Source organism: Pseudomonas salmasensis, assembly GCF_014268375.2.
Lineage (GTDB): Bacteria > Pseudomonadota > Gammaproteobacteria > Pseudomonadales > Pseudomonadaceae > Aquipseudomonas > Aquipseudomonas salmasensis.
The window spans coordinates 5138001-5164152 of record NZ_CP077083.1 but is presented as its reverse complement, the minus strand read 5'-3'; the positions used below and the strand labels follow the sequence as shown (position 1 = coordinate 5164152).

Below are 26152 nucleotides of genomic sequence, written 5' to 3'. Positions count from 1 at the left end.
CCGCCGCCCACAAAAAAGCCCCGCTGCCGTTAACCGGCAGCGGGGCTTTTTTATGGGGCTAGCGGATTACTCGGCTAGCTTGAAGGTGATGAAGCTGGCACGGCCTTGACGCAGGACGCGCATCGACACCGAGCGATTCTTCGGCAACGCCTTGGCGATGTCGGCGAATTCCTTGGTGGTGTCAATTGCCTGGTTGTTCAAGTGAGTGATCACATCACCCGGTTGCAGGCCGATCAAGGCGGCTGGGCCGTCCTGAACTTCCTTGATCACTACACCGCTTTGCAGGTCGAAGGTTTTCTTCTGCTCGGCGGTCAGTTCAACCACGGCGATACCCAGGCGGTTACTGCTGCGCTCGGCACCTGGCTTGGCGTTGCCCAAGGCATCCAGGGTCGCGCCTTCTTCCGGAATTGCCCCAACGGTCAGTTCGACGTTCTGGCGCTTGCCATCACGAATCACTTCCAGCTTGGCTTTGCCGCCGGCCTTGAGCGCGCCGACCAAATGAGGCAAGTCCGCCGACATGATGATCGGCTGGCCGTTCATGCTCAGGATGACGTCACCCACTTTCAGGCCGCCTTTGGCCGCAGGGCCATTGTCCTGAATCTGCGCAACCAGGGCACCGGCCGGCTTGTCGAGACCGAAGGACTCAGCCAGGTCCTTGTTCACTTCCTGGATAACCACGCCCAACCAGCCGCGGCTGACCTTGCCGCCGCTTTTAAGCTGATTGGAGACGTCCATGGCCACATCGATCGGGATCGCGAAGGACACGCCCATGAAGCCACCGGAGCGGGTGTAGATCTGCGAGTTGATCCCCACCACTTCGCCGGCCAGGTTGAACAGCGGGCCACCGGAGTTACCCGGGTTGATCGGCACGTCGGTCTGGATGAACGGCACGTAGTTTTCGTTTGGCAGGCTGCGACCGATGGCGCTGACGATGCCTTGGGTAACGGTGTGGTCAAAGCCGAACGGCGAACCGATCGCGACCACCCACTGACCGGCCTTCAGATCCTGGGACTTGCCCAGTTTAAGCACCGGTAAATCCTTGCCATCGATTTTAAGCAACGCCACGTCGGAACGTGGATCGGTGCCAATCAGCTTGGCCTTGAGTTCACTGCGATCGGCCAGGCGCACGAGAATCTCGTCGGCATCGGCAATCACGTGGTTGTTGGTGAGGATATAGCCATCAGGCGAAATGATGAAGCCGGAGCCCAGGGATTGGGCTTCGCGCTGGCCGCCACCGCCACGGGGGGAGCGCGGTTGCGGCATCCCTCGCTCGAAGAACTCGCGCAGCATGGGCGGCAAGCCTTCCAGGTCGGGCATCTGCTGGTTCGAGACCTTGCGATCCGGCAGCTTCTGCGTGGTACTGATGTTCACCACGGCAGGCGAGGCCTGCTCCACCAGCTGGGTGAAGTCAGGCAACTCGACCGCTTGCGCAGGTAAGGCCTGACCCAGCACCAGCACTGTGGCGACTATGGATAAGTAAGACTTCAAACGTGGTATCGACATACAGCTCCCGTTACGACGAGCAGGGTTAAGCGACAGGGTTCAATAAACGCCGGGTACTGCGACCGGCATTTTTGTTCCGCGAACAAACAAGGCCAGAGCCATCAAACCCTGACCTATAAAAAACATGGGAAGTTTTTGCAAGTGAAAATGCTGATCCAGAGATTTCATACACCCAGCGCCCAACGACATTCGGGCTCAGATTGAAAGAACAGGATGAACATAAGATTAACAATCTCAGGGCTTGGCAGCGGCCTTTTCACCACGCACCGACAACGCGATGCGCTCAGCAGTGCCGATGGGAATTTCGCCGACCACCGTGACCATCATTTCGCCATCCACCGTATTCAAGCGCCGCGAGACCGCCACGGTTGGCCCAAGCTGAGCGCGGGTTTCATTCACGTCAGCGCCACTGGCCGACTCGAGAAACACCGAAAAACGCGCGAGCCCATCGTCATACATCAGGCTGTCGACGGTAGATTTCGTTTGGGGATCTTTGCGCGTAGCGCTGCTGATCTGTTGGAAACCAGGCGGTAGCCAGTCCAGGTGCCACCTTTGCGTGGCAGATAGGTCAGGTGCTTTAGCGGCGGACATTGTTACCGGTGAACAGTCGCTGCTGGGCTGCAAGTCATGGTCAGAAGGAATGGCCGAGGGATCCAGGCGCGTAAACTGAAAACGCTCCAACAACTGCCCCTGATCGTTGAGCAGCAAGGACTTGAGCGGCAGCGCAGTCTCACGATCCAAGTGTAATTCAAACCCATAACGGTAGGGGTCACGCGGGCTGATCGACACAATCACCGCATTACGACCAGCCACGCGGGATTTGCCAATGACGGCCAGTTCATAGAATGGGGTAAGTTTTTTGGGATCAAGAATACGCGAGGGTGCATCAGAAGAATGACCGAGGTTGGCAACCAACCTGCCACTGACGCATTGCGCCCGGCCATCTACCCGAAACGCTTCCTGGGCGGACCCGTCCAGTTGCAACAAGCGTTCACGGACATGACCCTCCTGGACACGGTGCCAGATGTCATGTGTGGAAAAACTGCCGTTACGTTCGTAGACAAACGTACCTTCAAAGCTTTGCTGCTGCTCTGCACGCCCAAGTCGAGTCAGCCAGTCTTGGGCTTCATCGGCATGGGCGGATAGTGCAAACCAACTACTGAGCAAAAGCGCAAGGAGCGGTATGGCGCGCATAGGGCTCCTTAGCGAATCAGCGGTTTTCCTGGCTTGCTGCACGAGCGTATGGCAGAGCGCTTTCAGTGCCTTTGGCGGCCGATTCCTGCGCATGTTGACGCAGGTAGCCTGGAAGGCGCTGATCTTGCCAGCCGGATTGCCCCTGAAGTACACCATTGGCCATAGGGCCGGTGGTATCGGTGCTTTCCTTGTAGCCAGCCAGCACGGCAGGGCCTTTGACTTGCGGACCGGCCATGACCGGCTGCTGAGTCTGTTGGGCCAGCTCGTTGCCTGCGATCTCGTCCTGGTTGTACAGGCGAACACCTGCCAACACAGCAACGGTCACCGAAGCGGCCACTGCCAGACGACCCAGGCTGCGCCATGGACCACGCGAGGCTTTTGCCGGAACGGCTTCATCAGCCAGTGCAGCAGAAACGGCCGCAGCAATATCCAGACGAGGGATTAGGAGATCCTTGTGCATCACCGCCCGAGCGACTTGGTAACGAGACCAGGTATCACGGGTTTGGGCGTCATCAAATGCATTGAGCACTCGACGAAGTTCCAGTTCATCCGCTTCGTTATCCATCACTGCGGACAGCGATTCCTGCAGGGCATCACGACTCATGGCGGTTCCTCTCTTGGCTGTCGCCGCTGTCTTTAGTTTTCCTGCAACAACGGTTGCAAGGCTTTGTCGATGGCTTCCCGGGCCCGGAAAATCCGTGACCTCACAGTCCCCACCGGACATTGCATGACGCTCGCAATGTCTTCGTAACTCAGACCATCGAATTCACGTAAAGTTAACGCCGTACGCAAATCTTCTGGCAGTTGCTGAATAGTGCGATGGACGGTGCCTTCGATCTCGTCGCGCAGCAATGCACGCTCCGGCGACTCGAGATCTTTGAGGCCGTGATCACCATCGTAGAATTCAGCATCTTCTGAACTGACATCACTGTCTGGTGGGCGGCGACCGCGTGACACCAGATAGTTTTTCGCCGTGTTAATGGCGATGCGGTATAGCCACGTGTAAAACGCACTGTCACCGCGGAAATTTCCAAGTGCACGGTAAGCCTTGATAAAGGCTTCCTGTGCAACGTCCTGCGCTTCATGGGTGTCGTGCACAAACCGCACGATCAACCCGAGAATTTTGTGCTGGTATTTCAGCACTAGCAGATCAAATGCTCGCTTATCACCGCGCTGTACGCGCTCGACCAGCTGCTGATCCTCTTCCTGGGTTAGCATGAACACTCCTCGTTGTACTTGAAGGAGGCTTGCATAACTAAACGATCAGGCTTGCAAACATAGACTCGGGCTTTTCGCAAAAGTTCTCCCCCTTCAAGCAAGTTTCCGGCACGCACTGATTTGGCACACACGAAAAACGCAGCACGGTCGGTGCCGGCTGCGCGAATAATCTTGTCGCCGGTTTCGTGACGCGTCCAATGCACCCGACGGGCCAATAAACTCAACGTTTTCCCAGCTTTCGGGCAACCTGCTATTGAGTCGGGGCTTATGCAAAAAGTTCCCGTCCCGCCAACCGGCCGTTTCCCAAAGCTGCGCAGCATAATCTCACAATGCCACGAAGGCGTGGCTATTGTGCCGCTCCACCCCTCTATATACTAGTGGCCCGTGTGACCCTTTGATTCGCCGATCCAGGCGTCCTGTTTGCGCCCCCTTTGGATCGCTTTTTGCGGAATCCGTCAAATGAGCCAACAGTTTCAACACGATGTCCTCGTAATCGGCAGCGGCGCCGCCGGCTTGAGCCTGGCCCTGACCCTGCCCAGCCATTTGCGTATAGCGGTTTTGAGCAAAGGCGACTTGGCCAACGGCTCGACCTTCTGGGCCCAGGGCGGCGTTGCTGCAGTGCTGGATGACACCGACACCGTGCAATCCCACGTCGAAGACACCCTCAACGCCGGCGGCGGCCTGTGCAATGAAGACGCCGTGCGCTTCACCGTCGAGCACAGCCGGGAGGCCATCCAATGGTTGATCGACCAAGGTGTGCCCTTCACCCGTGATGAACATGCCGGCAGCGACGACGGCGGCTTTGAGTTCCACCTGACCCGCGAAGGCGGCCACAGCCATCGCCGAATCATTCACGCCGCCGATGCCACCGGGGCCGCGATTTTCAAGACCCTGCTCGAGCAGGCGCGCCAACGCCCCAATATCCAATTGCTGGAGCAGCGCGTCGCCGTCGACCTGATCACCGAAAAACGCCTGGGCTTGCCGGGCGAGCGCTGTCTGGGCGCCTACGTACTCAACCGCACCAGCGGTGAAGTCGATACCTATGGCGCACGTTTCACCATTCTCGCCTCGGGCGGCGCCGCCAAGGTCTACCTCTATACCAGCAACCCCGACGGTGCCTGCGGCGACGGCATTGCGATGGCCTGGCGCTCGGGCTGCCGGGTCGCCAACCTGGAATTCAACCAGTTCCACCCCACGTGTCTGTATCACCCGCAGGCCAAGAGCTTCCTGATCACCGAAGCACTGCGCGGCGAAGGCGCACATTTGAAGCTGCCTAATGGCGAGCGCTTCATGCAGCGCTTCGACCCACGTGCCGAACTGGCGCCGCGCGATATCGTCGCTCGCGCCATCGACCACGAAATGAAGCGCCTGGGTATCGACTGCGTGTACCTGGACATCAGCCACAAGCCCGAAGCCTTCATCAAGACCCACTTCCCGACCGTCTACGAACGCTGCCTGACCTTCAATATCGACATCACCAAGGGCCCGATCCCCGTGGTGCCGGCCGCGCACTACACCTGCGGGGGCGTAATGGTCGACCAGCATGGCCGCACCGACGTGCCAGGCCTGTACGCCATCGGCGAAACCAGCTTCACCGGCCTGCACGGCGCCAACCGCATGGCCAGCAATTCACTGCTCGAATGCTTCGTGTATGCGCGCTCGGCGGCAGCGGACATTCTGGAGCAACTGCCGCGCATCCCGGTACCGGCCGCCCTGCCCCGCTGGGACGCGAGCCAGGTCACCGATTCGGACGAGGACGTGATCATCGCCCACAACTGGGACGAGCTGCGGCGCTTCATGTGGGACTATGTGGGCATCGTGCGCACCAACAAACGTCTGCAACGAGCGCAGCACCGGGTGCGCTTGCTGCTGGATGAGATCGATGAGTTCTACAGCAACTATAAGGTCAGCCGCGACCTGATCGAATTGCGCAACCTGGCCCAGGTGGCCGAGCTGATGATTCGTTCAGCCATGGAACGCAAGGAAAGCCGCGGCCTGCATTACACCCTCGACTACCCCCAGATGCTGCCCGAAGCGCGCGACACTATCCTGGTGCCAACCACCTACGGCGGCTGAACTTCAGGCGTACCCGCAGGCGCCGGTGCACATCGGCGGCCTGCGCATCCTTGGGCACGCAGATTGAGCGCACGCGCCACTCACCCTGCACCCGGTAACGCAATACCACGATCAGCGGCAACGCCAGGCTGTCGGGCCGCAGTTGCACAGGGTGCCAGCCGCGTGCGGCGCTCCATAATTGCCAGCCATCGTCGTCACGGCGCAGGCCGCGAATCGACGAACGGTGAGTGAGCAGGATTTGCCGCGGTAACACCCAGGCACAATGAGCCAGGCATAACAGGATGCCCAGGCTTGAGTAAGGCAGGTTTAGAACCAGCAGGCTGCCCAGCGCGATCAGTTGGGCAAGCACATAGGCCGCCAGCAACAGCCGCGAGGCCTGCCAGCGGCATTCGAAACGATTACTTGGGCTGGACACGGTCCAGGATCATCCGAACCATGCGCTGCAGCTCCGGGTCTTCGGATTCGGCGCGCTCCATGAACCAGCCAAACATGTCCTGGTCTTCGCACGTAAGCAACCTGACGTAGAGGTCGCGGTCCACCTGATTGAGCGTCGCGTACACCTCTTTGGTGAAAGGCACCAGCAACACATCCAGCTCCAGCATGCCGCGACGGCTGTGCCAGTAGAGGCGATTGATTTCTACATCTTCGACCATGGAGCCCTCCTAAAATAGAGCGCAAGTATACAGCCCAGGCGACACCGGAACAGTCGGCTTTGGTCGACCGCGACGAAACTATGCATTTGCCGGACGCCCCTCTATGATGCACCCATGACTTTTTGACCTGCGATGACCCATGGCTGACTCCGCTTTTTTCTGCTCCCTGTCCCACGAAGGCGTTCTCGCCGTCCGCGGCTCTGATGCTGCCAAGTTCCTGCAGGGCCAACTGACCTGCAACCTCAATTACCTGAGTGATACCCAGGCCAGCCTGGGCGCGCGCTGCACGCAAAAAGGCCGGATGCAGTCGAGCTTCCGCATCCTGCTACAGGGTGATGGCGTACTCTTGGCCATGGCCACCGAGTTGCTAGAACCGCAGTTGGCGGATTTGAAGAAGTACGCGGTGTTCTCCAAATCCAAGCTCACCGACGAAAGCGCTGCCTGGGCGCGTTTTGGCCTGGCGAACGCAGACGCAGCCCTGAACGCACTGGGCCTCGCGCTGCCGGTCGAGACCGACAGCGTGGCACGCAACGAGGCATTGATCGCCGTCCGCGTTTCCCCGGGCCGTGCCGAACTCTGGGTGCCCGCCGAACACGCCGACGCCGTGCGCAGCCAATTGGCCGCACAGTTGCAGCAGGCTGACTTGAATGCGTGGCTGCTTGGCCAGATCCGTGCGGGTATCGGCCAGGTGATGCCCCAGACGCGCGAGCTGTTCATTCCGCAGATGCTCAACCTGCAAGCCGTGGGCGGCGTCAGCTTCAAGAAAGGCTGCTACACCGGCCAGGAAATCGTCGCTCGCATGCAGTACCTGGGCAAACTCAAGCGGCGCCTGTATCGCCTGAGCCTGGAGGCCGCCGAACTCCCCGAGCCAGGCACTCCACTGTTTTCCCCCAGCCATAACAGCGCAATCGGCGAAGTGGTCATCGCCGCAAAAGCTGACCCGTCGATTGAACTTCTCGCTGTGCTGCAAGCCGAAGCTGCCGACAGTGGCGACGTGCGCTTGGGCACCCTGGAAGGCCCAGGCTTGCACTTGCTTGACCTGCCCTACTCACTGGACCGAGATCGCGAGATCCAGCGTTAATCGCCGTACTTTTTTGCAGCACCCTAGAGAGCATGAATGAACAAGCTGGCGGAAAAAGTCCAACAAGCGTTGGTAACGGCCATCGATAACGATGACCTGGTTCTGCCGACATTGCCGGAGGTGGCCCTGAAAATTCGCCAGGCCGCCGAAGACCCGGAGATCAGCATCAGCCACCTGAGCAAGGTGATCAGTCGTGACACGGCCCTGTCGGCGCGCCTGATCAAAGTGGTCAACAGCCCGTTGCTGCGGGCCAGCCAGGAAGTCACCGACCTGCACACCGCCATCACCCGGCTTGGCACCAACTACAGCAGCAACCTGGCTATCGGCCTGGTGATGGAGCAGATCTTTCACGCCCGCTCCGAGGTGGTCGAACAGAAAATGCGCGACGTGTGGCGCCGCAGCCTGGAAGTGGCGGGTGTGAGCTACGCCTTGTGCCGTCGCCACAGCCAGCTCAAGCCAGACCAGGCGGCGCTGGGCGGCCTGGTGCATCAGATCGGCGTGCTGCCGATCCTGACGTATGCCGAGGACCACTATGAGCTGCTGTCCGACCCCGTCAGCCTCAACCACGTCATCGACAGCATCCACCCGGTGCTGGGGGACAAGCTGCTACGGGTGTGGGACTTTCCCGAGATGCTGGTGAACGTGCCGGGCCAATACCTGGACCTGACACGCGACTCTGCCAGCCTGGACTACGTCGACCTGGTGCAAGTCGCCGCGCTGTACTGCCACCGCGGCACCGACCATCCCCTGGGGACCGCGCCGATTGCCACATTGCCGGCCCTCATCAAGTTACGCATAGACCTGCACAGCGACGCCCTGCGCAGCGAACTGGACGAAGCGCGCTCGATGTTTTACTGATCAACCCGCGATAAAACTCACGCGTACCTTAAGCCCCGCCAGCTCGCCATCATGCAGGCTGATCTGCGCCAGGTGCGCACGGCAAATCTCCCCGACAATCGCCAGCCCCAAGCCCGACCCCATGCCCTGCTGGCTGCGTCGATAAAAGCGCTCGAACACACGGTCCCGCTCATCCAGTGGGATGCCAGGGCCGTCATCCTCGACTTCCAGCACCGCCGGGGCCGTCACCCGCAGAATCACATTGCCGCCGGGCGGGGTATGGGCCAAGGCGTTATCCACCAGGTTGCTCAGCAGCTCATTTAACAGCGTCGGCTCGCCGCGTAGCCATACCGGCTCGTCGGCCTCCAACGCCAGGGCCACGCCCCGCGCATGGGCCAGCGGCGCCATGGCCATACCGAGCTCACGGGCCAACTGGCTTAAATCGAGCAACTGCGCACCGCCTTCGGCAATGGCGCGGGCACCGTTTTCGATACGAGCCAGGGACAACAACTGATTGGCCAGGTGCGTCAGGCGGTCGGTGCCCTGGGCAGCCGTTTCCAGGGTGCTGCGCCAGGTGGTCGGCTCTTCGGCACGCAGGCCCAGTTCCAGCCTGGCCTTGAGCGCCGCCAGGGGTGTGCGCAGTTCGTGGGCAGCGTCGGCAATAAACTGCGCCTGGCGCTCGAACTGCCCGCGCAGACGTTCGGTGAAATGGTTGAGCGAGCGCACCAAGGGGCCGAACTCATCCTGAACTTCCACCAATGGCAGGGGCCGCAGGTCATCAGGCTGGCGCTCTTCCACCGCCGTACGCAGCCGTTCCAACGGGCGCAGTGCGGCGCTCACCGCGAACCACACCAGCAACAATGCGCCGATGGCAAGCATGCCCAGGCGCAGCAGGGTGTCGGCCATCAGGCTGCGGGCCATGGCCACCCGCGCCTCGTCGGTCTCCGCCACACGAATTTCGGCCATGCCATTCATGTTCGGTTCCGAGACGGCCTTGAGCAGGCTCACCACGCGTACATGCTGGCCCAGGTACATGGCGTTGTAGAACCGCGCCAAGGCTGGGTAATCGTCAGTGCGGGGCGTGCCGGGCGGCGGGCCGGGCAGGTTTTCGTAACCGGAAATCAGTTTCTGGTCAATGTCATTGACCTGGTAATAAATACGCCCGGCACTGTCGTAGGCAAAGGTGTCCAGGGCTACATAAGGCACATTGGCGCTGAGGGTGCCGTCCACCTGGGTCAAGCCTGCGGCAATGGTGCGCGCCGAGGCCAGCAGCGTGCGGTCATAGGCGGTGTCGGCGGCTTCGCGGCCGTTCCAATAAGCGCTCATGCCGCTGGCGAGCATCAACAGCACCAGCAACAGCGCCAGGTTGCACAGCAAGCGCCAGCGCAGGCTGCTGGGCTTATGCATCACGTGCTTCCAGCAAATAGCCAAGGCCGCGGAAGGTGACGATGGCGATGGGCTGGCCATCGAGCTTCTTGCGCAGGCGATGCACGTAGATCTCGATGGCGTCGGGGCTGGCCTCCTCGTCCAGGCCAAATACTTGGGAAGCCAATTGCTCCTTGCTCATCACGCGCCCCGGCCGGGCAATCAAGGCTTCGAGTACCGCTTGCTCTCGGGAGGTCAAGGTCATCAGTTCGCCTGCGACCGTGAAGCGCCGGGTGTCGAGGTCGTACACCAGCACGCCGCAGGTCTGCTGGCGCTCGCCGCCCAGCACGCTGCGCCGCAACAGTGCCTTGACCCGTGCTTCAAGCTCTGTGAGTTCAAACGGCTTGGCCAGGTAGTCATCGGCCCCCAGGTTCAGGCCGTGCACGCGGTCTTTTACATCACTGCGAGCGGTCAGCATCAGCACCGGCAGGTTCTTTCCACGTGCCCGCAAACGCGCGAGCACCTCGAAGCCATCCAGGCGCGGCAACCCTACGTCCAGGATCACCGCGGCGTATTCCTCGCTGCTCAAGGCCAGGTCCGCCGCTACGCCGTCATGCAACACATCAACGGTCAAACCCATGCTCTTGAGCGCTTGGGCGACACTTTCGGCGAGCTGCAGATGGTCTTCAACCAGGAGGACACGCATGGATTTCTACCTCATTCAGGGGTGGTCGGCGCCACGCTTTGCCCGGCAGTTTACAGCCGCAACCTGGCCTGTGAAGCCCGAAAACATTGAAAGGCGATTGAAAGGTTAGTGAAAGCTTCGCCCTTTAGGATCTAACCACGGTGGTCTATGTCCGCCGAGCTGCCTGACCCGTAGCGCCCGAAAAACGCCTCGAAGCGTTTTCGCCAAAATAAGAACAATAACGGAGTACACCACGATGCTGTCGACCCAGCCACAGGCTTGCCTGCCTGTTCGTTCTTCCCGCCTGACCCACACCGCCCTCGCCAGTGCCGCTGCCCTTGCCGGCTTTGCGCCGCTCAGCCAGGCTGCCTTCTTCGAAGACAGTAGCGCGACCCTGGAAACCCGCAACATGTACTTCAACCGCGACTTTCGCGACGGTACCAGTGCGCAGCAATCCAAGCGCGACGAATGGGCACAAGGCTTCATGCTCAATGTGCAATCGGGCTACACCGACGGCACCGTCGGCTTTGGCGTGGATGCGCTGGGCATGCTGGGGGTCAAGCTCGACTCCAGCCCCGACCGCACCGGCACCGGCCTGCTGCCGACCCACGATGACGGCCGCGCCGCCAACGAGTACGCCAAGCTGGGCCTGACCGGCAAAGTGAAAATCTCCGCCACTGAGCTTAAGATCGGCTCGCTGATCCCCGAACTGCCGATCCTCAAGCCCAACGACGGACGCATCCTGCCGCAGACCTTCAACGGTGGCTTGATCACCTCCAAGGAGTTCAAGAATCTGGTGTTCACCGGTGGCCGCCTGGACAAAGCCAAGGACCGCGACGACACCAACTACGAAGACATTGCGCTCAATAACAAGAACAGCCGCTTCCTCAGCGGTGCCACTGGCAAGCACTTCAACTTCGGTGGCGTCGACTACAAGTTTGCCGACAAGATCACCGGCAGCTACCACTTCGCCCAACTCGACGACGTCTACCGCCAGCACTTCCTCGGCATGGTCGCATCCCGCCCGATGGGCCCTGGCACCTTCGCCGCCGACCTGCGCCTGGCGATCAGTGATGACACCGGCTCGGCCCGCGGCGGCAACATCGACAACACGTCCCTCAACGGCCTGTTCAGCTACGCTCTCAATGGTCATAAGCTCAGCGCCGGCTACCAGCACATGTCCGGCGACAGCGCCTTCCCGTATGTGGATGGCAGTGACCCGTACCTGGTCAACTTCGTGCAGATCAACGATTTTGCCGGCGCCGAAGAACGCTCCTGGCAAGCACGTTACGACTACGACTTCGCCAAGCTGGGCATTCCTGGCCTGAGTTTCATGAGCCGTTACCTCTCGGGTGACAACATCAAGCTCAAGAACGGCGAGACCGGCAAGGAGTGGGAACGCAACAGCGAGATCAAGTACGTGGTGCAAAGCGGCACGTTCAAAGATGTAGCCGTGCGCCTGCGTAACGCCACCTATCGTTCCAACTATTCGGCCCGTGACGCAGATGAAATGCGCTTGCTGGTCAGCTACAGCGTCGCACTTTGGTAGTACCCCCTCATAACAAAAACGATGGAGATCACCATGACCCTTTCACTGCGTAAATTTGCCCTTGCCGCCGGCTGCATGCTGTTCGCCGGCCAACTGCTGGCCGCCGACGAACCCAAGCGTCCGGAATGCATCGCCCCGGCCTCCCCTGGCGGCGGTTTTGACCTGACCTGCAAACTGGCGCAAAGCGCGCTGGTGAACCAAAAGCTGCTGACCAAACCGATGCGCGTGACCTACATGCCAGGCGGCGTGGGCGCGGTGGCCTACAACGCAGTCGTCGCCCAGCGCCCTGCGGACGCCGGCACCCTGGTTGCCTGGTCGAGCGGTTCGCTGTTGAACCTGGCCCAGGGCAAGTTCGGCCGTTTTGACGAAAGCGCCGTGCGCTGGTTGGCGGCAGTGGGCACCAGCTATGGCGCCATCGCGGTGAAAAGCGACTCGCCCTACAAGACCCTCGATGACTTGGTCAAAGCCTTGAAGAAAGACCCAGGCAGCGTAGTGATCGGCTCGGGCGGCACCGTCGGCAGCCAGGACTGGATGCAAACCGCGCTGATCGCCAAGGCCGCCGGGATCAACCCGCGCGAGCTGCGTTACGTCGCCCTTGAGGGTGGCGGTGAAATCGCTACGGCCTTGCTGGGTGGTCACATCCAAGTGGGCAGTACCGACATCTCCGACTCCATGCCGCATATCCAGAGCGGCGACATGCGCCTGCTGGCAGTGTTCTCCGAGAAGCGCCTGGATGAGCCAGAGATGAAGGACATTCCGACCGCCAAAGAGCAAGGCTACGACATCGTCTGGCCGGTGGTGCGTGGCTTCTACCTGGGGCCAAAGGTCAGCGATGCCGACTACGCCTGGTGGAAAGACGCCTTCGACAAACTGCTGGCCTCCGAGGAGTTCGCCAAGCTGCGTGACCAGCGCGAGCTGTTCCCGTTCGCCATGACCGGCCAGGAGCTGGACACCTACGTGAAGAAGCAGGTAGCTGACTACAAAGTGCTGGCCAAAGAGTTCGGCCTGATCCAGTAATCGCCCCTCTTTTGTGTAATGCCCCTGTAGGAGCGAGCTAGCTCGCGAAGAACGCAAGTACACCGTGTGCATCCAGGATGGCCGGCGTCATCGTTGACGTTTTTCGCGAGCAAGCTCGCTCCTACACGAGGGGCCTTGGAGTTTTCTATGCTCTTACAACGCATTTTTGCCGCGGTGCTGTTACTGGCCTGTATCGGCCTGGCACTGATGGCCTGGCCGTATCAGGCGGCCTTTTCCTACGAACCTGTAGGTCCAAGAGCCTTCCCCCTGCTGCTGCTCGGGCTGATGGGCCTGGCGCTTGTCTACATGATGATTCGCCCGCAGGCGACCAAGCATACCGACGACGAACCGGCGCTGGATCGACCCACGCTGATCAAGATCGGCATCTGTGTGGCCCTGCTGCTGGTGTTTGCCGGCACGTTCGAATCCTTGGGTTTCATTCTCAGCAGCATGCTGATCGGTATTCCGATGGCACGGCTGTATGGCGGCCGCTGGTGGCCCAGTGTGGTGATCATCACCTTGATGAGCGTCGGTCTTTATCTGCTGTTCGATAAAACCATGGACGTACCGTTGCCCCTCGGCCTGCTCGACGTTCTGGAGAACTGATATGGATACTTTTGGCTATTTGGGCCAGGGTTTCGGCATTGCGCTGAGCCCCTATAACCTGGTGACCGCACTGTGCGGCACCCTGATCGGCACCGTGGTCGGCCTGCTGCCGGGCCTGGGCCCGATCAACGGCGTGGCACTGTTGATCCCCATCGCCTTTGCCCTGGGCTTGCCGCCAGAGTCGGCGCTGATCCTGCTGGCAGCCGTGTACCTGGGCTGCGAATACGGTGGCCGCATCAGTTCGATTTTGCTGAACATCCCGGGCGAAGCGTCCACCGTGATGACCACCCTCGACGGCTACCCGATGGCCCGCAAAGGCCTGGCTGGCGTGGCACTGTCGTTGTCGGCCTGGAGTTCGTTCATCGGCGCGTTTATCGCCACTTGCGGCATGGTGCTGTTCGCCCCGCTGCTGGCCAAGTGGGCGATTGCGTTCGGCCCGGCGGAATATTTCGTATTGATGGTGTTTGCGATTGTCTGCCTGGGCGGTATGGCCGGTGACAAACCGCTGAAGACTTTTGTTGCGGCGCTGATCGGCTTATTCCTCTCTTGCGTGGGCATCGACGCCAACAGCGGTGTGTACCGCTTTACCGGCGACAATATTCACCTGACCGACGGCATCCAGTTCGTGGTCCTGGTACTCGGGCTGTTCTCCATCAGCGAGATTCTGCTGCTGCTGGAAAAAACCCACCGTGGCCAGGAAGCGGTGAAAGCCACCGGGCGCATGATGTTCAACGCCAAGGAAGCCTTGTCGGTACTCACCGTGAACCTGCGTTGCGGCGTGTCGGGCTTTATCATCGGCGTGTTGCCGGGTGCCGGTGCGACCATGGCCTCGGCCGTTGCCTACATGACCGAGAAACGCATCGCAGGTGCCAGCGGCAAATTCGGCCAAGGCGACATGCGCGGCCTGGCCGCCCCTGAAACCGCGATTGGCGCATCGGTCTGCGGCGCCATGGTACCGATGCTGACCCTCGGCGTTCCTGGCTCGGGCACCACGGCGGTGATGATCGGCGCCCTGTCGCTGTACAACATCACCCCTGGCCCGCTGCTGTTCCAACAGCAACCGGACATTGTCTGGGGCCTGATCGCGTCGTTGTTCATTGCCAACATCATGCTGGTGGTGCTCAACATCCCGATGATCCGCATCTTCACCCGTATCCTCGCCGTGCCGAACTGGGCGCTGGTGCCGGTGATCGCCATCATCACCGCGATTGGCGTGTACGCGGTGCATGCCACCACCTTCGATCTGTTCCTGATGATCGCCATCGGCATCTTCGGTTACATCCTGCGCAAGCTGGACTTCCCGCTGTCGCCGCTGCTGCTGGGCTTTATCCTCGGTGGCCTGATGGAGCAGAACCTGCGCCGTGCGTTGTCGATCTCCAACGGCGCGCTGGAAATCCTGTGGTCGAGCCCGATCACCTTTGGCGTCTGGGTACTCACCGCAATCATGCTGTTTGTACCGCTGCTGCGTATCTGGCGTAAACGCGTGCAACAGCGTCGTGCCCTGGCCGATGTCTGAGGTCACCTTTAAACATTGGTGGGGAACACCGCTGGTCGGCCTGGCCGGCGGTTACCTGGCCAGCCTGGTGGGCTGGCCGTTGCCGTACATGGTCGGCTCGTTGCTGGCGATCATCCTGGTGCGTTGCCTCACGCCCTGGCAATTGGCAGAGATTCCCGGCGGGCGCAAATGCGGCCAATGGGTGGTGGGCATCGGCATCGGCCTGCATTTCACCCCGGTGGTGATCGAGCAGGTGATGAGCCACTTCGGCTTGATCTTCTTCGGTGCACTGGTCACCAGTTTGTCGAGCGTGGTGGGCGTGTGGTTGATGCGCCGCAGCGGTGAAGACCGTGCCACAGCGTTTTTCTCCAGCATGCCGGGCGGCTCCGGCGAGATGGTCAACCTCGGCGCGCGCAATGGCGCGGTGCTCAGCCGGGTGGCGGCCGGGCAAAGCCTGCGGGTGCTGGTGGTGGTGTTGTGTGTGCCGGCGATCTTCAAGTATTTGCTCGGGGGCGGCGCGCCGCAGTTTCACCCCGCGCCCGTAAACTGGGCGTGGCTGGCCCTGCTGTTTCCGGTGGGGGCGCTGGTTGCCTGGGGCTGGCAACGCTTGCGCCAACCCAACCCTTGGCTGTTCGGGCCATTGCTGGTGAGTGCGGTGGCCAGCGTGACCTGGGATTTGCACATCGGCTTGCCCGATGGCGGCAGCCAGATTGGCCAGTGGCTGATCGGCAGCGGTTTGGGTTGCCACTTCAATCGGCAGTTCTTTCGTCGTGCACCGTCGTTTATGGGCCGCACCTTGATTGGCACGGCATTGACCATGCTGCTGGCGACATTGGCGGCGGTGGGCTTGAGCGCCCTCACTCACCTCGACCTGCGATCACTGACCCTGGGCATGATGCCAGGCGGTATCGCTGAGATGAGCCTGACAGCTGAAACCCTGCAACTGTCGGTACCTTTGGTGACGGCGATGCAGGTGATGCGTTTATTGTTCGTGCTGTTTTTGGCCGAGCCTTTGTTTCGGCACTGGAACCGTCAGCCAGAACCGCTCTAATCCCTCCCACACGGTGAATGTGCCAGGCCTCAGACCGGTGGCAAACGCCACTCGATGGGGGCCTCGCCATTCTGCTCAAGAAACTTGTTGGCCCGGCTGAAATGCCCGCAGCCCAGAAACCCGCGATACGCCGACAACGGCGAGGGATGCACCGACGTCAGCACCAGATGCTTGGTGGCGTCGATGAGCTTCTGCTTGCTTTGAGCATGAGCGCCCCATAGCAGGAACACCAGGTGCGGCTGATGCTCGCTGACCACTTCGATAATCCTATCGGTGAAGAACTGCCAGCCTTTACCCGCATGGGCGTTGGCGTTGGCGCGCTCCACGGTCATGGTGGTGTTGAGCATCAGTACGCCCTGGTCGGCCCAGCTTTGCAGGTAGCCGTGGTTGGGGATGTCGATGTTCAGGTCGCGCTTGAGTTCTTTATAGATATTGACCAGCGACGGCGGCGCCGGCACGCCCGGTTGTACCGAGAAGCACAGGCCATGGGCCTGGCCAGGGCCGTGGTACGGGTCTTGGCCGAGGATCACCACCTTGACCTTGTCCAGCGGCGTCGAATTGAGGGCATTGAAAATCAGTGGGCCGGGCGGGTAGATCTCTTTGCCAGCGGCATGTTCCTGGCGCAGAAACTCGCGCAATTGCGCCATGTAGGGCTTCTCGAACTCATCGCGCAGGGCGTGTTTCCAGCTGGGTTCGAGTTTGATACGGTCGCCATCGGTCATAGTTCAATTGTCTTGTAAAAAAGAATGAGGCGAACCCTAGGAAAGCCGACCCCGCTTGTCAATTGATCTGACACAGCACCGGCACTTTCCCACGAAGGGATCATACTCATCCTTCACCTTCTCGATTGAGGTCACGATGAACCTGCATTTCGAAGAACTGACCGGCAGTGGCGGCGCCCGCATCGGCATCGCCAGCCTGGACGCGCCAAAATCCCTCAATGCCCTTTCCCTGCCGATGATCCTGGCTTTGGATGAGCGCATGGAGGCTTGGGCCAAAGACCCGCAGATCGTCTGCGTGCTGCTGCGCGGCAACGGCCCCAAAGCCTTTTGCGCCGGTGGCGAAGTGCGCAGCCTGGCCCAGGCATGCCGTGAACAGCCCGGCGAAGTTCCGGCTCTGGCCGCGCAGTTTTTTGCCGCTGAATATCGTCTTGACTACCGCCTGCACACCTACCCCAAACCGTTGATCTGCTGGGGCCACGGTTATGTATTGGGCGGTGGCATGGGCCTGTTGCAAAGCGCCGCCGTGCGTATCGTTACACCGAGCAGTCGTTTGGCTATGCCCGAGATCAGCATTGGCTTGTACCCGGATGTGGGGGCCAGTTGGTTCCTGTCCCGCCTGCCAGGCAAACTCGGCCTGTTCCTGGGCCTCACCGGCGCCCATATCAACGGTCGTGACGCGCTGGACCTGGGCCTGGCCGATCGCTTCCTGCACGATGACCAGCAAGACGAATTGCTCGATGGCCTGTTGCAACTGAACTGGCAGGAACAGAGCGCGATGCAACTCAACAGCCTGCTCAAGGCCCTGGGCCAGGAGGCGGTCAGCGATCAACCCGAAGCGCAATGGCTACCGCGCCGCGCACAAATCGACGAATGGCTGGATGTCGGGGATGTACGGTGTGCCTGGCGTGCCTTGAGCCTGCTGCGCGACCACAGCGACCCGTTATTGAACCGCGCCGGCAAAACCCTCAGTGAGGGCTGCCCACTGACGGCGCACTTGGTGTGGGAACAGCTCCAGCGCGCGCGCCATCTATCCCTGGCCCAGGTGTTCGAGATGGAATACACCCTGAGCCTTAACTGCTGCCGCCATCCGGAGTTCGCCGAAGGCGTTCGGGCGCGCCTGATCGACAAAGACCAGACGCCTCATTGGCATTGGCCGGATATCAATACACTTCCGGAAGCTGTGGTACAGGCGCACTTTGACAAGGCCTGGGAAGGTAGGAATCCTCTGGCGGATTTATCTGACTACTGACAGGTCTGTATGCTTGTCGTTGACCTTGAAAGCGCAATTGTCCGGCTGGCTGTCCACGCAGGTGTACACCGGCAACTCGAACGCATCGGGCTGCAGCTTCCAATACAAGGTGCTGGTCAACGACATGTTGATAACCTCATTGCCCCTGCTTGGCCTCAACGCTACCACCCCGTTCCAACTGGTGCGGTAGATGCACTTGTCCATGTAGCCGTTTCCTCTCTCCTCGCCCTCGCCGGGCATAAAAACCGCGCCAATGAAACCGTCGATAACGCCACGAGACGCAACCTTCGGGCTTTGCCAGCGAAGGCCATTGTCCTGGGCGCGATAATGGCCGTCGGAATACGCGATCTGCGACGGATAAGGACAGCCTTGCTCCGCTCTTGCCGATGCAATGAAGCCGCTCATCAGCAGAAGCAGGCCTATTGATTGTTTGAACATAGGGGTTTCCATCTGCTCAGTCTCACCACGCAAAAGCACGGGGCCTTGCGCTAGTGAAGTACAGCTAGCACCTCAAAGATAGCTGTTAAATCTGACAGTACGGACGTACGGTACCCATAAAAAACGGCGCATGATGCGCCGCTTGTTTTTCAAGATATTTAACGGTGGCCGCCGCGGCCACCTCCGTGGTCGGACCCACGGCCACGCCCGCCATTGCCCCAGCGGTCGCCCCATCCATGGTTTTGGGAGGGCCGGTAGCCGGCGCGGGGGTAATAACGCGGGGCTGGTTGGTAGTAGCGCGGCGCCGAGTAATAGCGCGGCTGTGGCGCATAGTAACGGGGCGCTGGCGCGTAATAGCTGCGCCCGGAAGGGTAATAACGGGGGCCGCCGTAGTAGTAGGCTGGCGCCGGTGCGGTGTAGACCTCGGAGCGATAGTAGGTAGCGCCTCCATCGTAGTAGGGCACGCAGGCTGAAAGGGTCAGGCCGAGCAAAGCGATAAGCAGCAGTCGTCGATACATGGCGGCCTCCTGGACCGCGGAAGAGCTCCTCCAGCGACGCTGGCGAGCGGCATTCAGCCTTCACTGAATGACGAAACATCTGACATCAAAAACAGAATCTGGTGCGTTCGCGACACAAGTGGAAACATCTGTTTCAGACGAAGTGAAGCCCCGCCAAAGAGCCATGGTGATGGAATGCCGCTCAGCCGCGCTGTATCGTGCAACAACTAACGCGCCCTACCCGATTTCCTTCTGAACCGACCCATGACCACACCGACCCTCTGCCCCGCCTGCGGTGCCCGCAACGACTGCTCCCTGGCCGACCCGCGCACGGCCGACCAGGCCTGCTGGTGCTACAGCGTCACCATCGACCCGGCGGTGCTTGAAGCCCTGCCGGATGAGATGCGCAATAAAGCCTGCCTGTGCCCGCGCTGCGCCCAAGTGGACGAACAGGTGCGTAGCCGCGATGCGCGTTGATCGCTTCCTCAGCAACCTGCCACAGTTCAATCGCAAGCAAGTACGCCTGTTGCTGGTGGAGCGCCGGGTGACCGTCGAGGGTGTTGCGGTCAGCGATCCGCACCATGACGTACGGGAATTCAGCCAGGTCTGCGTGGACGGTGAAATCCTGCAAGCGGGCAAGCCGGCGCGCTATTTCATGCTGCACAAGCCCCAGGGTTGCGTCAGCGCTACGTCGGACCCGCTACACCCCACGGTCCTGGACCTGCTGGACGAACCGGACAAAGCCGACCTGCATATCGCCGGGCGCCTGGATTTCAACACCACCGGCCTGATGCTGATCACCAACGACGGCCAATGGTCACGGCGCCTCACCCAACCGCAGACCAAGTTGCCCAAGGTTTACCATGTGCAAACCGAACAGGACATCGGCCCGCAGTACGCGCAGACGTTCGCGGCAGGCATATATTTCGCCTTTGAAGATCTCACTACCCAACCTGCCGAACTTGAACTGCTGAGCCCAAGAGCGGCCCGGTTGAGTATCATCGAAGGCCGCTATCATCAGGTGAAGCGCATGTTCGGGCACTTTGATAATAAGGTGGTCGGCCTGCACCGCGAGCGAATGGGGCCCTTGGTGCTGGATACGTCGCTTGCGCCGGGTCAGTATCGGCCACTGACTGACGACGAAATCCGACAAGTCTGACGACCGTTCAGCCGGTGATGGCAAAAAACCAGCCGCTTGCCTTGCGACCTGCTTTCGGTGCTGCTTGAATCAAGGCTTCAGCCAGATGATGACTGACGAGTCGCCCTATAACCTCCAAGAAACACCTTGCCTCGCCCGCGCTTGATACCCGGGCCTTCCCGGCAAACCGCCCGCCATAACAACACCCGCCGGCCAGCCGTCATCGGACCGACATGGGCCCTCATTTTCCAGGCGTATGCCTACCTGTCATAAAGCTCGTGCAGAGTGATCTGCGCGCACTACCCGCTTGCCAGGAGTCTTACGACATGAGGCCAGAAATCGCTGTGCTGGATATACAGGGTCAGTTTCGGGTGTACACGGAGTTCTATCGCGCGGACGCAGCGGCCAAGACCATCGTCTTGGTCAACGGCTCCATGGCGACCACGGCGTCCTTCGCTCAAACCGTGAAAAGCCTGTACCCACAATTCAATGTGGTGTTGTACGACCAGCCCTACGCTGGCCGTTCCAAAATCCACAACCGTCATGAGCAAATGCTGACCAAGGAAGTCGAGGGCCAGATCCTCCTGGAACTGCTCGACCACTTCGCCGCCGAACACGTGCTGTCCTTCTCCTGGGGCGGCGCCGCCACGTTGGTCGCCCTTGCACACCGACCCCGTCGGGTGGAAAAAGCCGTGATCAGCTCATTCTCGCCAGTGATCAATGCGCCGATGCGTGACTACCTCGAACGTGGCGTCGACTACCTGGGCAACCTCGACCGCGACCGTGTCGGCCACTTGGTCAACAGCACCATCGGCAAGCACCTGCCGTCGCTGTTCAAACGCTTCAACTACCGCCATGTCAGCAGCCTGGCCGCACACGAATACGGGCAGATGCATTTTCACATCAGCCACGTGCTCAACAGCGACCGGCAGTGCTACCTCAAGGCCGCCAGGCAGATCGACATTCCGGTGCTGTTCTTGAACGGTGAATGGGACGAATACACCAGTGCAGACGACGCCAAGCTGTTTGGCCAGCATGTGGCCAAGAGCAGCTTCAGCACCATTCAGGCGACGGGACACTTCCTGGACATGGAACATAAAGCCGCGTGCCGCGACAGCCGTGAGGCCGTGGTGGGCTTCTTGAAGGGGCAGCGGCCCGCCAGCCCGTTGCGGTATAACCAGGGCCAGGCGCAGCATGCATGGGCGCTTTGAAATCAGGCCGACACTGTGGCGAGCAAGCTTGCTCGCCACACGCAACTCTCACATTTTTCAAAGAAAAACTTCAAATCCAGCCGAACATCTGGTACAAAGTCAGCCGCTCTGAGCGGGTATAGTTTAGTGGCAAAACGAAAGCTTCCCAAGCTTTAGTTGAGGGTTCGATTCCCTCTACCCGCTCCACTCAGATTTGCACTTGCGTCAGGAGGGTTCTGACGCAGGATGCACAAAAAACCGGTCCTTGGTGACCGGTTTTTTTATGCCAAAAATTGAGTCTCCAGCGCTCATCTGCTGCTCGGCAGTCGAGGCTGAGGGCGTGAAGCACCTCGCAACACCTCTAAGCGGCGCCATTTCTGCGCGCTCATACACTTCATTCAACACCTATCGAAATCTCGGACATCGACCGCTGGTAGGTAGAGTGTTGATAATTTTTTAGCAGTGGTTATAGTCACCACCAACACACACCACAAGGAGGTGATGTGGATAGCCGGTATTTGATAGGACACATCGTTGCAGACGGTTGGTATCTGGTGCGCATCAGGGGCAGTCATCATCACTTCAAGCACCCGACAAAGCCGGGGCTCGTGACGATCCCACACCCCAAAAAGGACCTGCTGGATAAAACCGCCAAGAGCATTTTGAAACAGGCTCTGCTGAGCTGACCGTCCCTGGAGGGCAAGAACATGCTTTACCCCATCGCAATTTCAACGGGCGACGCGGACCACGCCTGGGGCGTGGAAGTCCCGGATATTCCTGGCTGTTATTCGGCCGGCGAGGACCTGGATGACGCCATGGCCATGGCCCGCGAAGCCATCGAAGGGCACTTCGAGATCCTGGCAGAAGATGGCGCGCCGATCCCCACCGCGCAGAAAGTTACCGTACACGCTGCCAACCCTCAGTACGCCGGTTGCACATGGGCTGTGGTGGACATCGACGTCACCAAATACCTGGGCAAAGCCCAAAAGCTCAACATCACCCTGCCCGGCTATCTGTTGAATCGCATCGATGAATACGTGCTGAATCATCCGCAGGAAAAGAGCCGTTCGGGGTTTCTGGCGTCGGCAGCGCTCAAGGTATTACAGCAGGAGCGGTAGTTGCGCCTAAGTAAAATCTTACTGCGATGAGGGCTAAACGTCGCGATGATACAGGCTCGTCGCCCAAGAGACCGGAAGCAGGTAATGCTGAGAACCAAGCCACCCACACCCAAAATCATCCTACGCCAAGTAGCCGGCTGGGTGCTGGTTCTACCACTGCTGATCTCGTTTGTGCATCTGCCCTTCCCCTTCCCTTTTAGATTATTGCTGGAGTTAGGATTGATTGTCGCGTCTGGGTATGGCGTAAGGTTTGCGTGGCGTCACGCAACCCCACGCGTAGCGATGTTCGCTTTGATTGTGACCCTGCTCAACGTCATCTCTATGGTGATGTTAAGTACGGCGTCAGTCCTGAAGGCCCTTTGCATCATCGCCTGGCTCTACGGGTACCCCTATTATTCAAGCTGGGTTTACTGGAACTTCTAGTTTGACCGCAAGAAACGTAGTTTCCAGACGCCCTGATGGAACTACAGTGACGTCGTACCCCTTCACGCCCCTCCAAGGAGCCTGCCGATGACTTACCACTACAAGCTCATGCCTTCCCCTGTCGGTGAACTCACCCTGGTGGCGCGCGATGGCAAACTCAGCGCAATTCTCTGGGAAGTAGAACGCGCCAACCGCGTACGCCTGGGCGAATTGATCGAGGCCCACGACAGCCAGGTGCTTTTGGAAACCGAACGACAACTGAAGGAATACTTTGCCGGAACGCGTAACCAGTTTGAACTGGCACTGGACTTTACCGGCACCGACTTTCAGAAACAGGTCTGGCAGGCACTGCTGACCATCCCCTTCGGCGAAACCCGCAGCTACAGCCAGATCGCCGAGCAGATCGGCAACCCCAAGGCGGTGCGTGCCGTCGGCGCGGCGAATGGGCGTAACCCCATCTCAATCATTGCGCCGTGCCACCGAGTGATTGGTGCTTCTGGCGGCTTGACTGGCTTCGCGGGCGGGTTGGCGGCCAAGCAGTATTTACTGGCGCTGGAAGGCACCGGCCAAGGTGAACTGGCGTTATAGGCCGCGTTCAGGACGGGCCTGAACGCGGCATAAAAAACGGCGATTGGATCCTCTCCAACCGCCGCTTTTACTATCAGGCAGCGGCCTCAACCGTCGCCTTGATGGCCCTTGCCGTAGGTCGAGGCCAGGGCCCGGGCTTTTTGCAGGCGCTCTTCAAGCTTGGGCAGCGTCTCATCCACCAACGCTTTTATCTCTGGCACATCCGACGCCGCACCTTCTTTCTGGAACAGGGCAATGGCGTCTTCGTTTTCCTTGACCTGTTGGGCGGTATAGGCGGCGTCAAACGAGTCACCGTCCTTGAGTTCAGGCATCAGGGTTTCGGCTTTATCAACGATCTTTTCCCGTGGGGCCACAGGCAAATCAAGCTTCTTGGCAATCGCCGCCAAGTGCTGGTTGGCCAGGGTGCGCTCGTTGATGACCTCAATGGTGTAGTCCTTGATCTCTTGGGACGAGGTCTTGGCGTGGGCCATGCGGCTGGTTTCGATATCGGCCATGCCTTTGGCCGAAGCCTGCTCGATGAATTCTGCAGGCGACTGGGCGAAAGCATTGCTGGCGCCGAGGCCCAGCAGCATCGCGAAACTGGCGGTGCGTAACCGGATAGCCATGCGGCTCATGATGGGTTCCTCCAGGGCAAAAATAGGTGCGGGGGCATACACCCCGCCCTGAATTCGAATTTTCAGGGCGGCAAAGGTTTAGAAAAAACTTCCCTGTGCGACGAACGGCAGTCGTCGCCTCAGGCCGGTTTGCTGTCAAACAGGCCCGGCAATGCGTGCGCCAGGGCATTGAGGGCGAAGCCGATAAACATCACGCCGCAGAGCCTGGTGATGAGAATTTCGTGGCGTTGATACAGCGTCCGCACCCGTTGGGCGCCCACCACGCCAATCAGAATCGCGTAGGCCAGCAAGCCACCGATAAAGCTCAGCAGAATCAAGGTCGGCAGCATCGACCAAGTCAACAGCTCGGCCCGGCTGGACAGCAACGCAGTGAAGGTCGCCACGGCCACCGGATACGCCTTGGGGTTGGTCAAGCCAAACAGAATACCGTGCCAGAACGGATGGCGCGCGGCGCCCTGAGGGGCGTCGCTGTTGCGGCGTTGGGTACGGATCGCACGCCAGCCCAGCCAGAACAGATACACCCCGCTGATTACGCCAAGCACATCAAAGGCACTGCTGCCGACTTCCCGCGCACCGACGATGGCAATCAGCGCCGTGCTGCACCACACCACATCGCCGAGCAAATGCCCGCACAAAAACCCCGCCCCGGCACGCCGACCACGGGCCGCACCAATGCCGAATACGGCCAGCACACCGGGGCCTGGGGTAATGCCGTAGATAAAACCCGAAGCCAGCACGGCGAACAGCAAGGATGGAGTCATGGATAGACGCTCCGACAGACGCTAAAAGGTGATTGATTCTGCATGCTTCACCGCGACGGGTAAAACTTCATTCCAGCATAGGGCTTGGCACGACAGGCTTGCAGGCGCGAGGCCAAATCGCCGACATGGGCCTCCAGCTTGTGGCCGTCGGGATCGAGGAAATAAAACGATGCGCCTTCGCTGCGGTTGTCTCGCCATTCCCGTACGCCGGCAGCACGCAGGCGTTCGACCATGGCAGTGAAATCAGCAGCATCGACAGTGAAGGCATAGTGGGTGTAATCCACCGCCGCAGTAGTCGAACGCAACGGGTCCAGCGACAGGCACAGCCAAAGCCCAGGCAGTGAGAGGTAGGCACCGTTGTCCCAGGTTGCGTCGAGCTGCAGGCAGAGCAGGTCGTGATAGAAACTGACGCTGCGCGGCACATCGGTGACGGCCAGGGTCAGGTGGTTGAATCCAGAAAGCATGACTGTTCTCCTTGATCGTCATACGCCTGACGAGCGGGGCAAACCGTGGCGGTAATGACGATGTAGTATGTTGCACTACACATCACTACATCGAGGTTCATATGTCTGTTATGTCCCTACGTATACCGGAAGACGTCGCCGATACCCTCGCCAGTCTCGCCAAGGCTACCGGTCGCAGCAAATCCTTTCTGGCCGTTGACGCATTACGCGAATACCTGGCCCGCGAAGCCTGGCAAATCGAAGAAATCCAAAAAGCCGTGAAAGAAGCGGATGCGGGGGATTTCGCCACGGCTGACGAGGTAAAGGCTGTCGCTGATAAATGGCGCGCCAATGCAGGTTGAGTGGCTGAGGGCAGCCCTCAGAAACCTTGACGATGAAGCGGCTTATATTGCCGAAGAAAACCCCAAAGCAGCCCATGAATTTGTCCAGGCAATTCTAAGTGGTCTGGAACAGGTCGCCGCGTTTCCCGCGATGGGGAAAGAGGGACGAGTGCCGGGGACTCGCGAGTGGGTTGTATCCCGATGGCCCTACATTGTTCCTTACCGAATTCGAGAGGGGCGACTACAAGTAATGCGGATTTTTCATACACGTCGTCAACCTCCGAAAGTCTGGTAACAAGA

General features: G+C 60.0%; 32 protein-coding genes and 1 tRNA gene. 19 read left to right on the top strand and 14 right to left on the bottom strand.

All coding sequences use genetic code 11. The features are described 5' to 3' along the window. Positions 1 to 66 precede the first annotated feature (66 nt). The 4 genes from HU731_RS23180 to rpoE all read right to left on the bottom strand — a co-directional run bounded on the left by HU731_RS23180 (position 67) and on the right by rpoE (position 3915). On the bottom strand, positions 67 to 1503 hold the full coding sequence (locus HU731_RS23180; protein WP_014717365.1) for a DegQ family serine endoprotease: 1437 nt from the start codon (positions 1501 to 1503) through the stop codon (positions 67 to 69). Positions 1504 to 1737: 234 nt separating this feature from the next. Further along, positions 1738 to 2697: a MucB/RseB family sigma factor regulatory protein gene (locus tag HU731_RS23175; protein WP_186605771.1), complete on the bottom strand. Its 960-nt coding sequence runs from the start codon at positions 2695 to 2697 to the stop codon at positions 1738 to 1740. Positions 2698 to 2713: 16 nt separating this feature from the next. Continuing rightward, positions 2714 to 3301: a sigma-E factor negative regulatory protein gene (locus HU731_RS23170; RefSeq protein WP_032892984.1), complete on the bottom strand. Its 588-nt coding sequence runs from the start codon at positions 3299 to 3301 to the stop codon at positions 2714 to 2716. 32 nt (positions 3302 to 3333) lie between these two features. Then, on the bottom strand, positions 3334 to 3915 hold the full coding sequence (gene rpoE / locus HU731_RS23165) for an RNA polymerase sigma factor RpoE/AlgU (RefSeq protein ID WP_003172477.1): 582 nt from the start codon (positions 3913 to 3915) through the stop codon (positions 3334 to 3336). A 459-nt stretch (positions 3916 to 4374) separates the two neighbouring features. On the opposite strand from rpoE, the gene nadB reads away from it, so the two are divergent. Further along, positions 4375 to 5991 (top strand): L-aspartate oxidase, encoded by a 1617-nt coding sequence (nadB, locus tag HU731_RS23160; RefSeq protein ID WP_032892985.1) that lies wholly within the window; start codon positions 4375 to 4377, stop codon positions 5989 to 5991. On the opposite strand, the gene HU731_RS23155 is transcribed toward nadB, so the two are convergent. Together HU731_RS23155 and HU731_RS23150 are read right to left on the bottom strand one after the other, a co-directional pair. Beyond that, entirely contained in the window at positions 5960 to 6406 is a 447-nt protein-coding gene (locus tag HU731_RS23155; RefSeq protein ID WP_186605763.1) for a protein YgfX, read from the bottom strand. The two genes, nadB and HU731_RS23155, sit on opposite strands and share 32 nt — an antisense overlap. Continuing rightward, the gene (locus HU731_RS23150; RefSeq protein WP_014717362.1) at positions 6390 to 6644 is read right to left on the bottom strand and encodes an FAD assembly factor SdhE; all 255 of its coding nucleotides are present in this window, start codon (positions 6642 to 6644) and stop codon (positions 6390 to 6392) included. The genes HU731_RS23155 and HU731_RS23150 overlap by 17 nt, the downstream gene beginning before the upstream one ends. A gap of 139 nt (positions 6645 to 6783) precedes the next feature. Between HU731_RS23150 and ygfZ the strand changes: the two genes are divergently transcribed. Together ygfZ and HU731_RS23140 are read left to right on the top strand one after the other, a co-directional pair. Beyond that, a complete protein-coding gene (gene ygfZ, locus HU731_RS23145; protein ID WP_186605761.1) occupies positions 6784 to 7725 on the top strand; it encodes a CAF17-like 4Fe-4S cluster assembly/insertion protein YgfZ in 942 nt (313 codons plus the stop codon). A gap of 36 nt (positions 7726 to 7761) precedes the next feature. After that, on the top strand, positions 7762 to 8583 hold the full coding sequence (locus HU731_RS23140) for an HDOD domain-containing protein (protein WP_186605759.1): 822 nt from the start codon (positions 7762 to 7764) through the stop codon (positions 8581 to 8583). Here HU731_RS23140 and HU731_RS23135 read toward each other — a convergent pair whose 3' ends face one another. Then, complete coding sequence (locus tag HU731_RS23135) at positions 8584 to 9969, bottom strand: two-component system sensor histidine kinase TctE (RefSeq protein ID WP_186605758.1); 1386 nt, start codon at positions 9967 to 9969, stop codon at positions 8584 to 8586. After that, on the bottom strand, positions 9962 to 10633 hold the full coding sequence (locus HU731_RS23130) for a two-component system response regulator TctD (protein WP_014717358.1): 672 nt from the start codon (positions 10631 to 10633) through the stop codon (positions 9962 to 9964). The genes HU731_RS23135 and HU731_RS23130 overlap by 8 nt, the downstream gene beginning before the upstream one ends. A gap of 235 nt (positions 10634 to 10868) precedes the next feature. On the opposite strand from HU731_RS23130, the gene HU731_RS23125 reads away from it, so the two are divergent. The 5 genes from HU731_RS23125 (at position 10869) to HU731_RS23105 (ending at position 16330) form a co-directional block, all read left to right on the top strand. After that, positions 10869 to 12161: an OprD family porin gene (locus HU731_RS23125; protein ID WP_186605749.1), complete on the top strand. Its 1293-nt coding sequence runs from the start codon at positions 10869 to 10871 to the stop codon at positions 12159 to 12161. 27 nt (positions 12162 to 12188) lie between these two features. Beyond that, entirely contained in the window at positions 12189 to 13178 is a 990-nt protein-coding gene (locus HU731_RS23120) for a Bug family tripartite tricarboxylate transporter substrate binding protein (RefSeq protein WP_169918518.1), read from the top strand. A 147-nt stretch (positions 13179 to 13325) separates the two neighbouring features. Then, positions 13326 to 13784, top strand: a complete 459-nt coding sequence (locus HU731_RS23115) for a tripartite tricarboxylate transporter TctB family protein (RefSeq protein ID WP_044272791.1) — start codon at positions 13326 to 13328, stop codon at positions 13782 to 13784. 1 nt (position 13785) lies between these two features. Beyond that, the gene (locus tag HU731_RS23110) at positions 13786 to 15300 is read left to right on the top strand and encodes a tripartite tricarboxylate transporter permease (protein WP_186605747.1); all 1515 of its coding nucleotides are present in this window, start codon (positions 13786 to 13788) and stop codon (positions 15298 to 15300) included. Beyond that, positions 15293 to 16330 (top strand): AbrB family protein, encoded by a 1038-nt coding sequence (locus tag HU731_RS23105; protein ID WP_186605745.1) that lies wholly within the window; start codon positions 15293 to 15295, stop codon positions 16328 to 16330. The genes HU731_RS23110 and HU731_RS23105 overlap by 8 nt, the downstream gene beginning before the upstream one ends. Positions 16331 to 16359: 29 nt before the next feature. Here the strand turns inward: HU731_RS23105 and ung are convergent, their stop codons facing one another. Beyond that, entirely contained in the window at positions 16360 to 17052 is a 693-nt protein-coding gene (gene ung / locus HU731_RS23100; RefSeq protein ID WP_032903198.1) for a uracil-DNA glycosylase, read from the bottom strand. A gap of 136 nt (positions 17053 to 17188) precedes the next feature. Between ung and dspII the strand changes: the two genes are divergently transcribed. Next, on the top strand, positions 17189 to 18301 hold the full coding sequence (gene dspII / locus HU731_RS23095; RefSeq protein WP_186605743.1) for an enoyl-CoA hydratase/isomerase DspII: 1113 nt from the start codon (positions 17189 to 17191) through the stop codon (positions 18299 to 18301). Here dspII and HU731_RS23090 read toward each other — a convergent pair. After that, positions 18287 to 18739, bottom strand: coding sequence for a DUF3757 domain-containing protein (locus tag HU731_RS23090; RefSeq protein WP_186605741.1), 453 nt, complete (start codon positions 18737 to 18739; stop codon positions 18287 to 18289). The two genes, dspII and HU731_RS23090, sit on opposite strands and share 15 nt — an antisense overlap. 158 nt (positions 18740 to 18897) lie before the next feature. Further along, the gene (locus tag HU731_RS23085; RefSeq protein ID WP_032892999.1) at positions 18898 to 19257 is read right to left on the bottom strand and encodes a hypothetical protein; all 360 of its coding nucleotides are present in this window, start codon (positions 19255 to 19257) and stop codon (positions 18898 to 18900) included. A gap of 243 nt (positions 19258 to 19500) precedes the next feature. Between HU731_RS23085 and HU731_RS23080 the strand changes: the two genes are divergently transcribed. The 8 genes from HU731_RS23080 (at position 19501) to HU731_RS23050 (ending at position 23693) form a co-directional block, all read left to right on the top strand. Continuing rightward, positions 19501 to 19713 (top strand): cysteine-rich CWC family protein, encoded by a 213-nt coding sequence (locus HU731_RS23080; RefSeq protein ID WP_186605739.1) that lies wholly within the window; start codon positions 19501 to 19503, stop codon positions 19711 to 19713. Beyond that, on the top strand, positions 19703 to 20395 hold the full coding sequence (locus HU731_RS23075; RefSeq protein WP_186605737.1) for a pseudouridine synthase: 693 nt from the start codon (positions 19703 to 19705) through the stop codon (positions 20393 to 20395). Before HU731_RS23080 ends, HU731_RS23075 begins: the two co-directional genes overlap by 11 nt. A gap of 305 nt (positions 20396 to 20700) precedes the next feature. Continuing rightward, on the top strand, positions 20701 to 21585 hold the full coding sequence (locus HU731_RS23070; RefSeq protein WP_186605735.1) for an alpha/beta fold hydrolase: 885 nt from the start codon (positions 20701 to 20703) through the stop codon (positions 21583 to 21585). A 112-nt stretch (positions 21586 to 21697) separates the two neighbouring features. Continuing rightward, a tRNA-Gly gene (locus HU731_RS23065) sits at positions 21698 to 21771 on the top strand. Positions 21772 to 22067: 296 nt separating this feature from the next. Next, entirely contained in the window at positions 22068 to 22250 is a 183-nt protein-coding gene (locus HU731_RS23060) for a type II toxin-antitoxin system HicA family toxin (protein WP_003189411.1), read from the top strand. A gap of 21 nt (positions 22251 to 22271) precedes the next feature. Continuing rightward, a complete protein-coding gene (locus tag HU731_RS23055) occupies positions 22272 to 22682 on the top strand; it encodes a type II toxin-antitoxin system HicB family antitoxin (RefSeq protein ID WP_032893068.1) in 411 nt (136 codons plus the stop codon). Positions 22683 to 22766: 84 nt separating this feature from the next. Beyond that, positions 22767 to 23105: a hypothetical protein gene (locus tag HU731_RS28610; protein WP_225931512.1), complete on the top strand. Its 339-nt coding sequence runs from the start codon at positions 22767 to 22769 to the stop codon at positions 23103 to 23105. 87 nt (positions 23106 to 23192) lie between these two features. After that, a complete protein-coding gene (locus HU731_RS23050) occupies positions 23193 to 23693 on the top strand; it encodes a methylated-DNA--[protein]-cysteine S-methyltransferase (RefSeq protein ID WP_186605733.1) in 501 nt (166 codons plus the stop codon). Positions 23694 to 23779: 86 nt separating this feature from the next. On the opposite strand, the gene HU731_RS23045 is transcribed toward HU731_RS23050, so the two are convergent. The 3 genes from HU731_RS23045 to fos form a co-directional block, all read right to left on the bottom strand. Continuing rightward, positions 23780 to 24307: a DUF4142 domain-containing protein gene (locus tag HU731_RS23045; protein ID WP_003189402.1), complete on the bottom strand. Its 528-nt coding sequence runs from the start codon at positions 24305 to 24307 to the stop codon at positions 23780 to 23782. A 119-nt stretch (positions 24308 to 24426) separates the two neighbouring features. Beyond that, positions 24427 to 25068: a LysE family translocator gene (locus HU731_RS23040; protein WP_186605731.1), complete on the bottom strand. Its 642-nt coding sequence runs from the start codon at positions 25066 to 25068 to the stop codon at positions 24427 to 24429. Between the two features lie 47 nt (positions 25069 to 25115). Beyond that, a complete protein-coding gene (gene fos, locus HU731_RS23035) occupies positions 25116 to 25532 on the bottom strand; it encodes a fosfomycin resistance glutathione transferase (RefSeq protein ID WP_186605728.1) in 417 nt (138 codons plus the stop codon). A gap of 101 nt (positions 25533 to 25633) precedes the next feature. On the opposite strand from fos, the gene HU731_RS23030 reads away from it, so the two are divergent. Both HU731_RS23030 and HU731_RS23025 read left to right on the top strand, forming a co-directional pair. Further along, positions 25634 to 25873, top strand: a complete 240-nt coding sequence (locus HU731_RS23030; protein WP_186605726.1) for a CopG family ribbon-helix-helix protein — start codon at positions 25634 to 25636, stop codon at positions 25871 to 25873. After that, positions 25863 to 26147, top strand: coding sequence for a type II toxin-antitoxin system RelE/ParE family toxin (locus HU731_RS23025; RefSeq protein ID WP_186605724.1), 285 nt, complete (start codon positions 25863 to 25865; stop codon positions 26145 to 26147). Before HU731_RS23030 ends, HU731_RS23025 begins: the two co-directional genes overlap by 11 nt. The last annotated feature ends 5 nt before the right edge of the window (positions 26148 to 26152 follow it).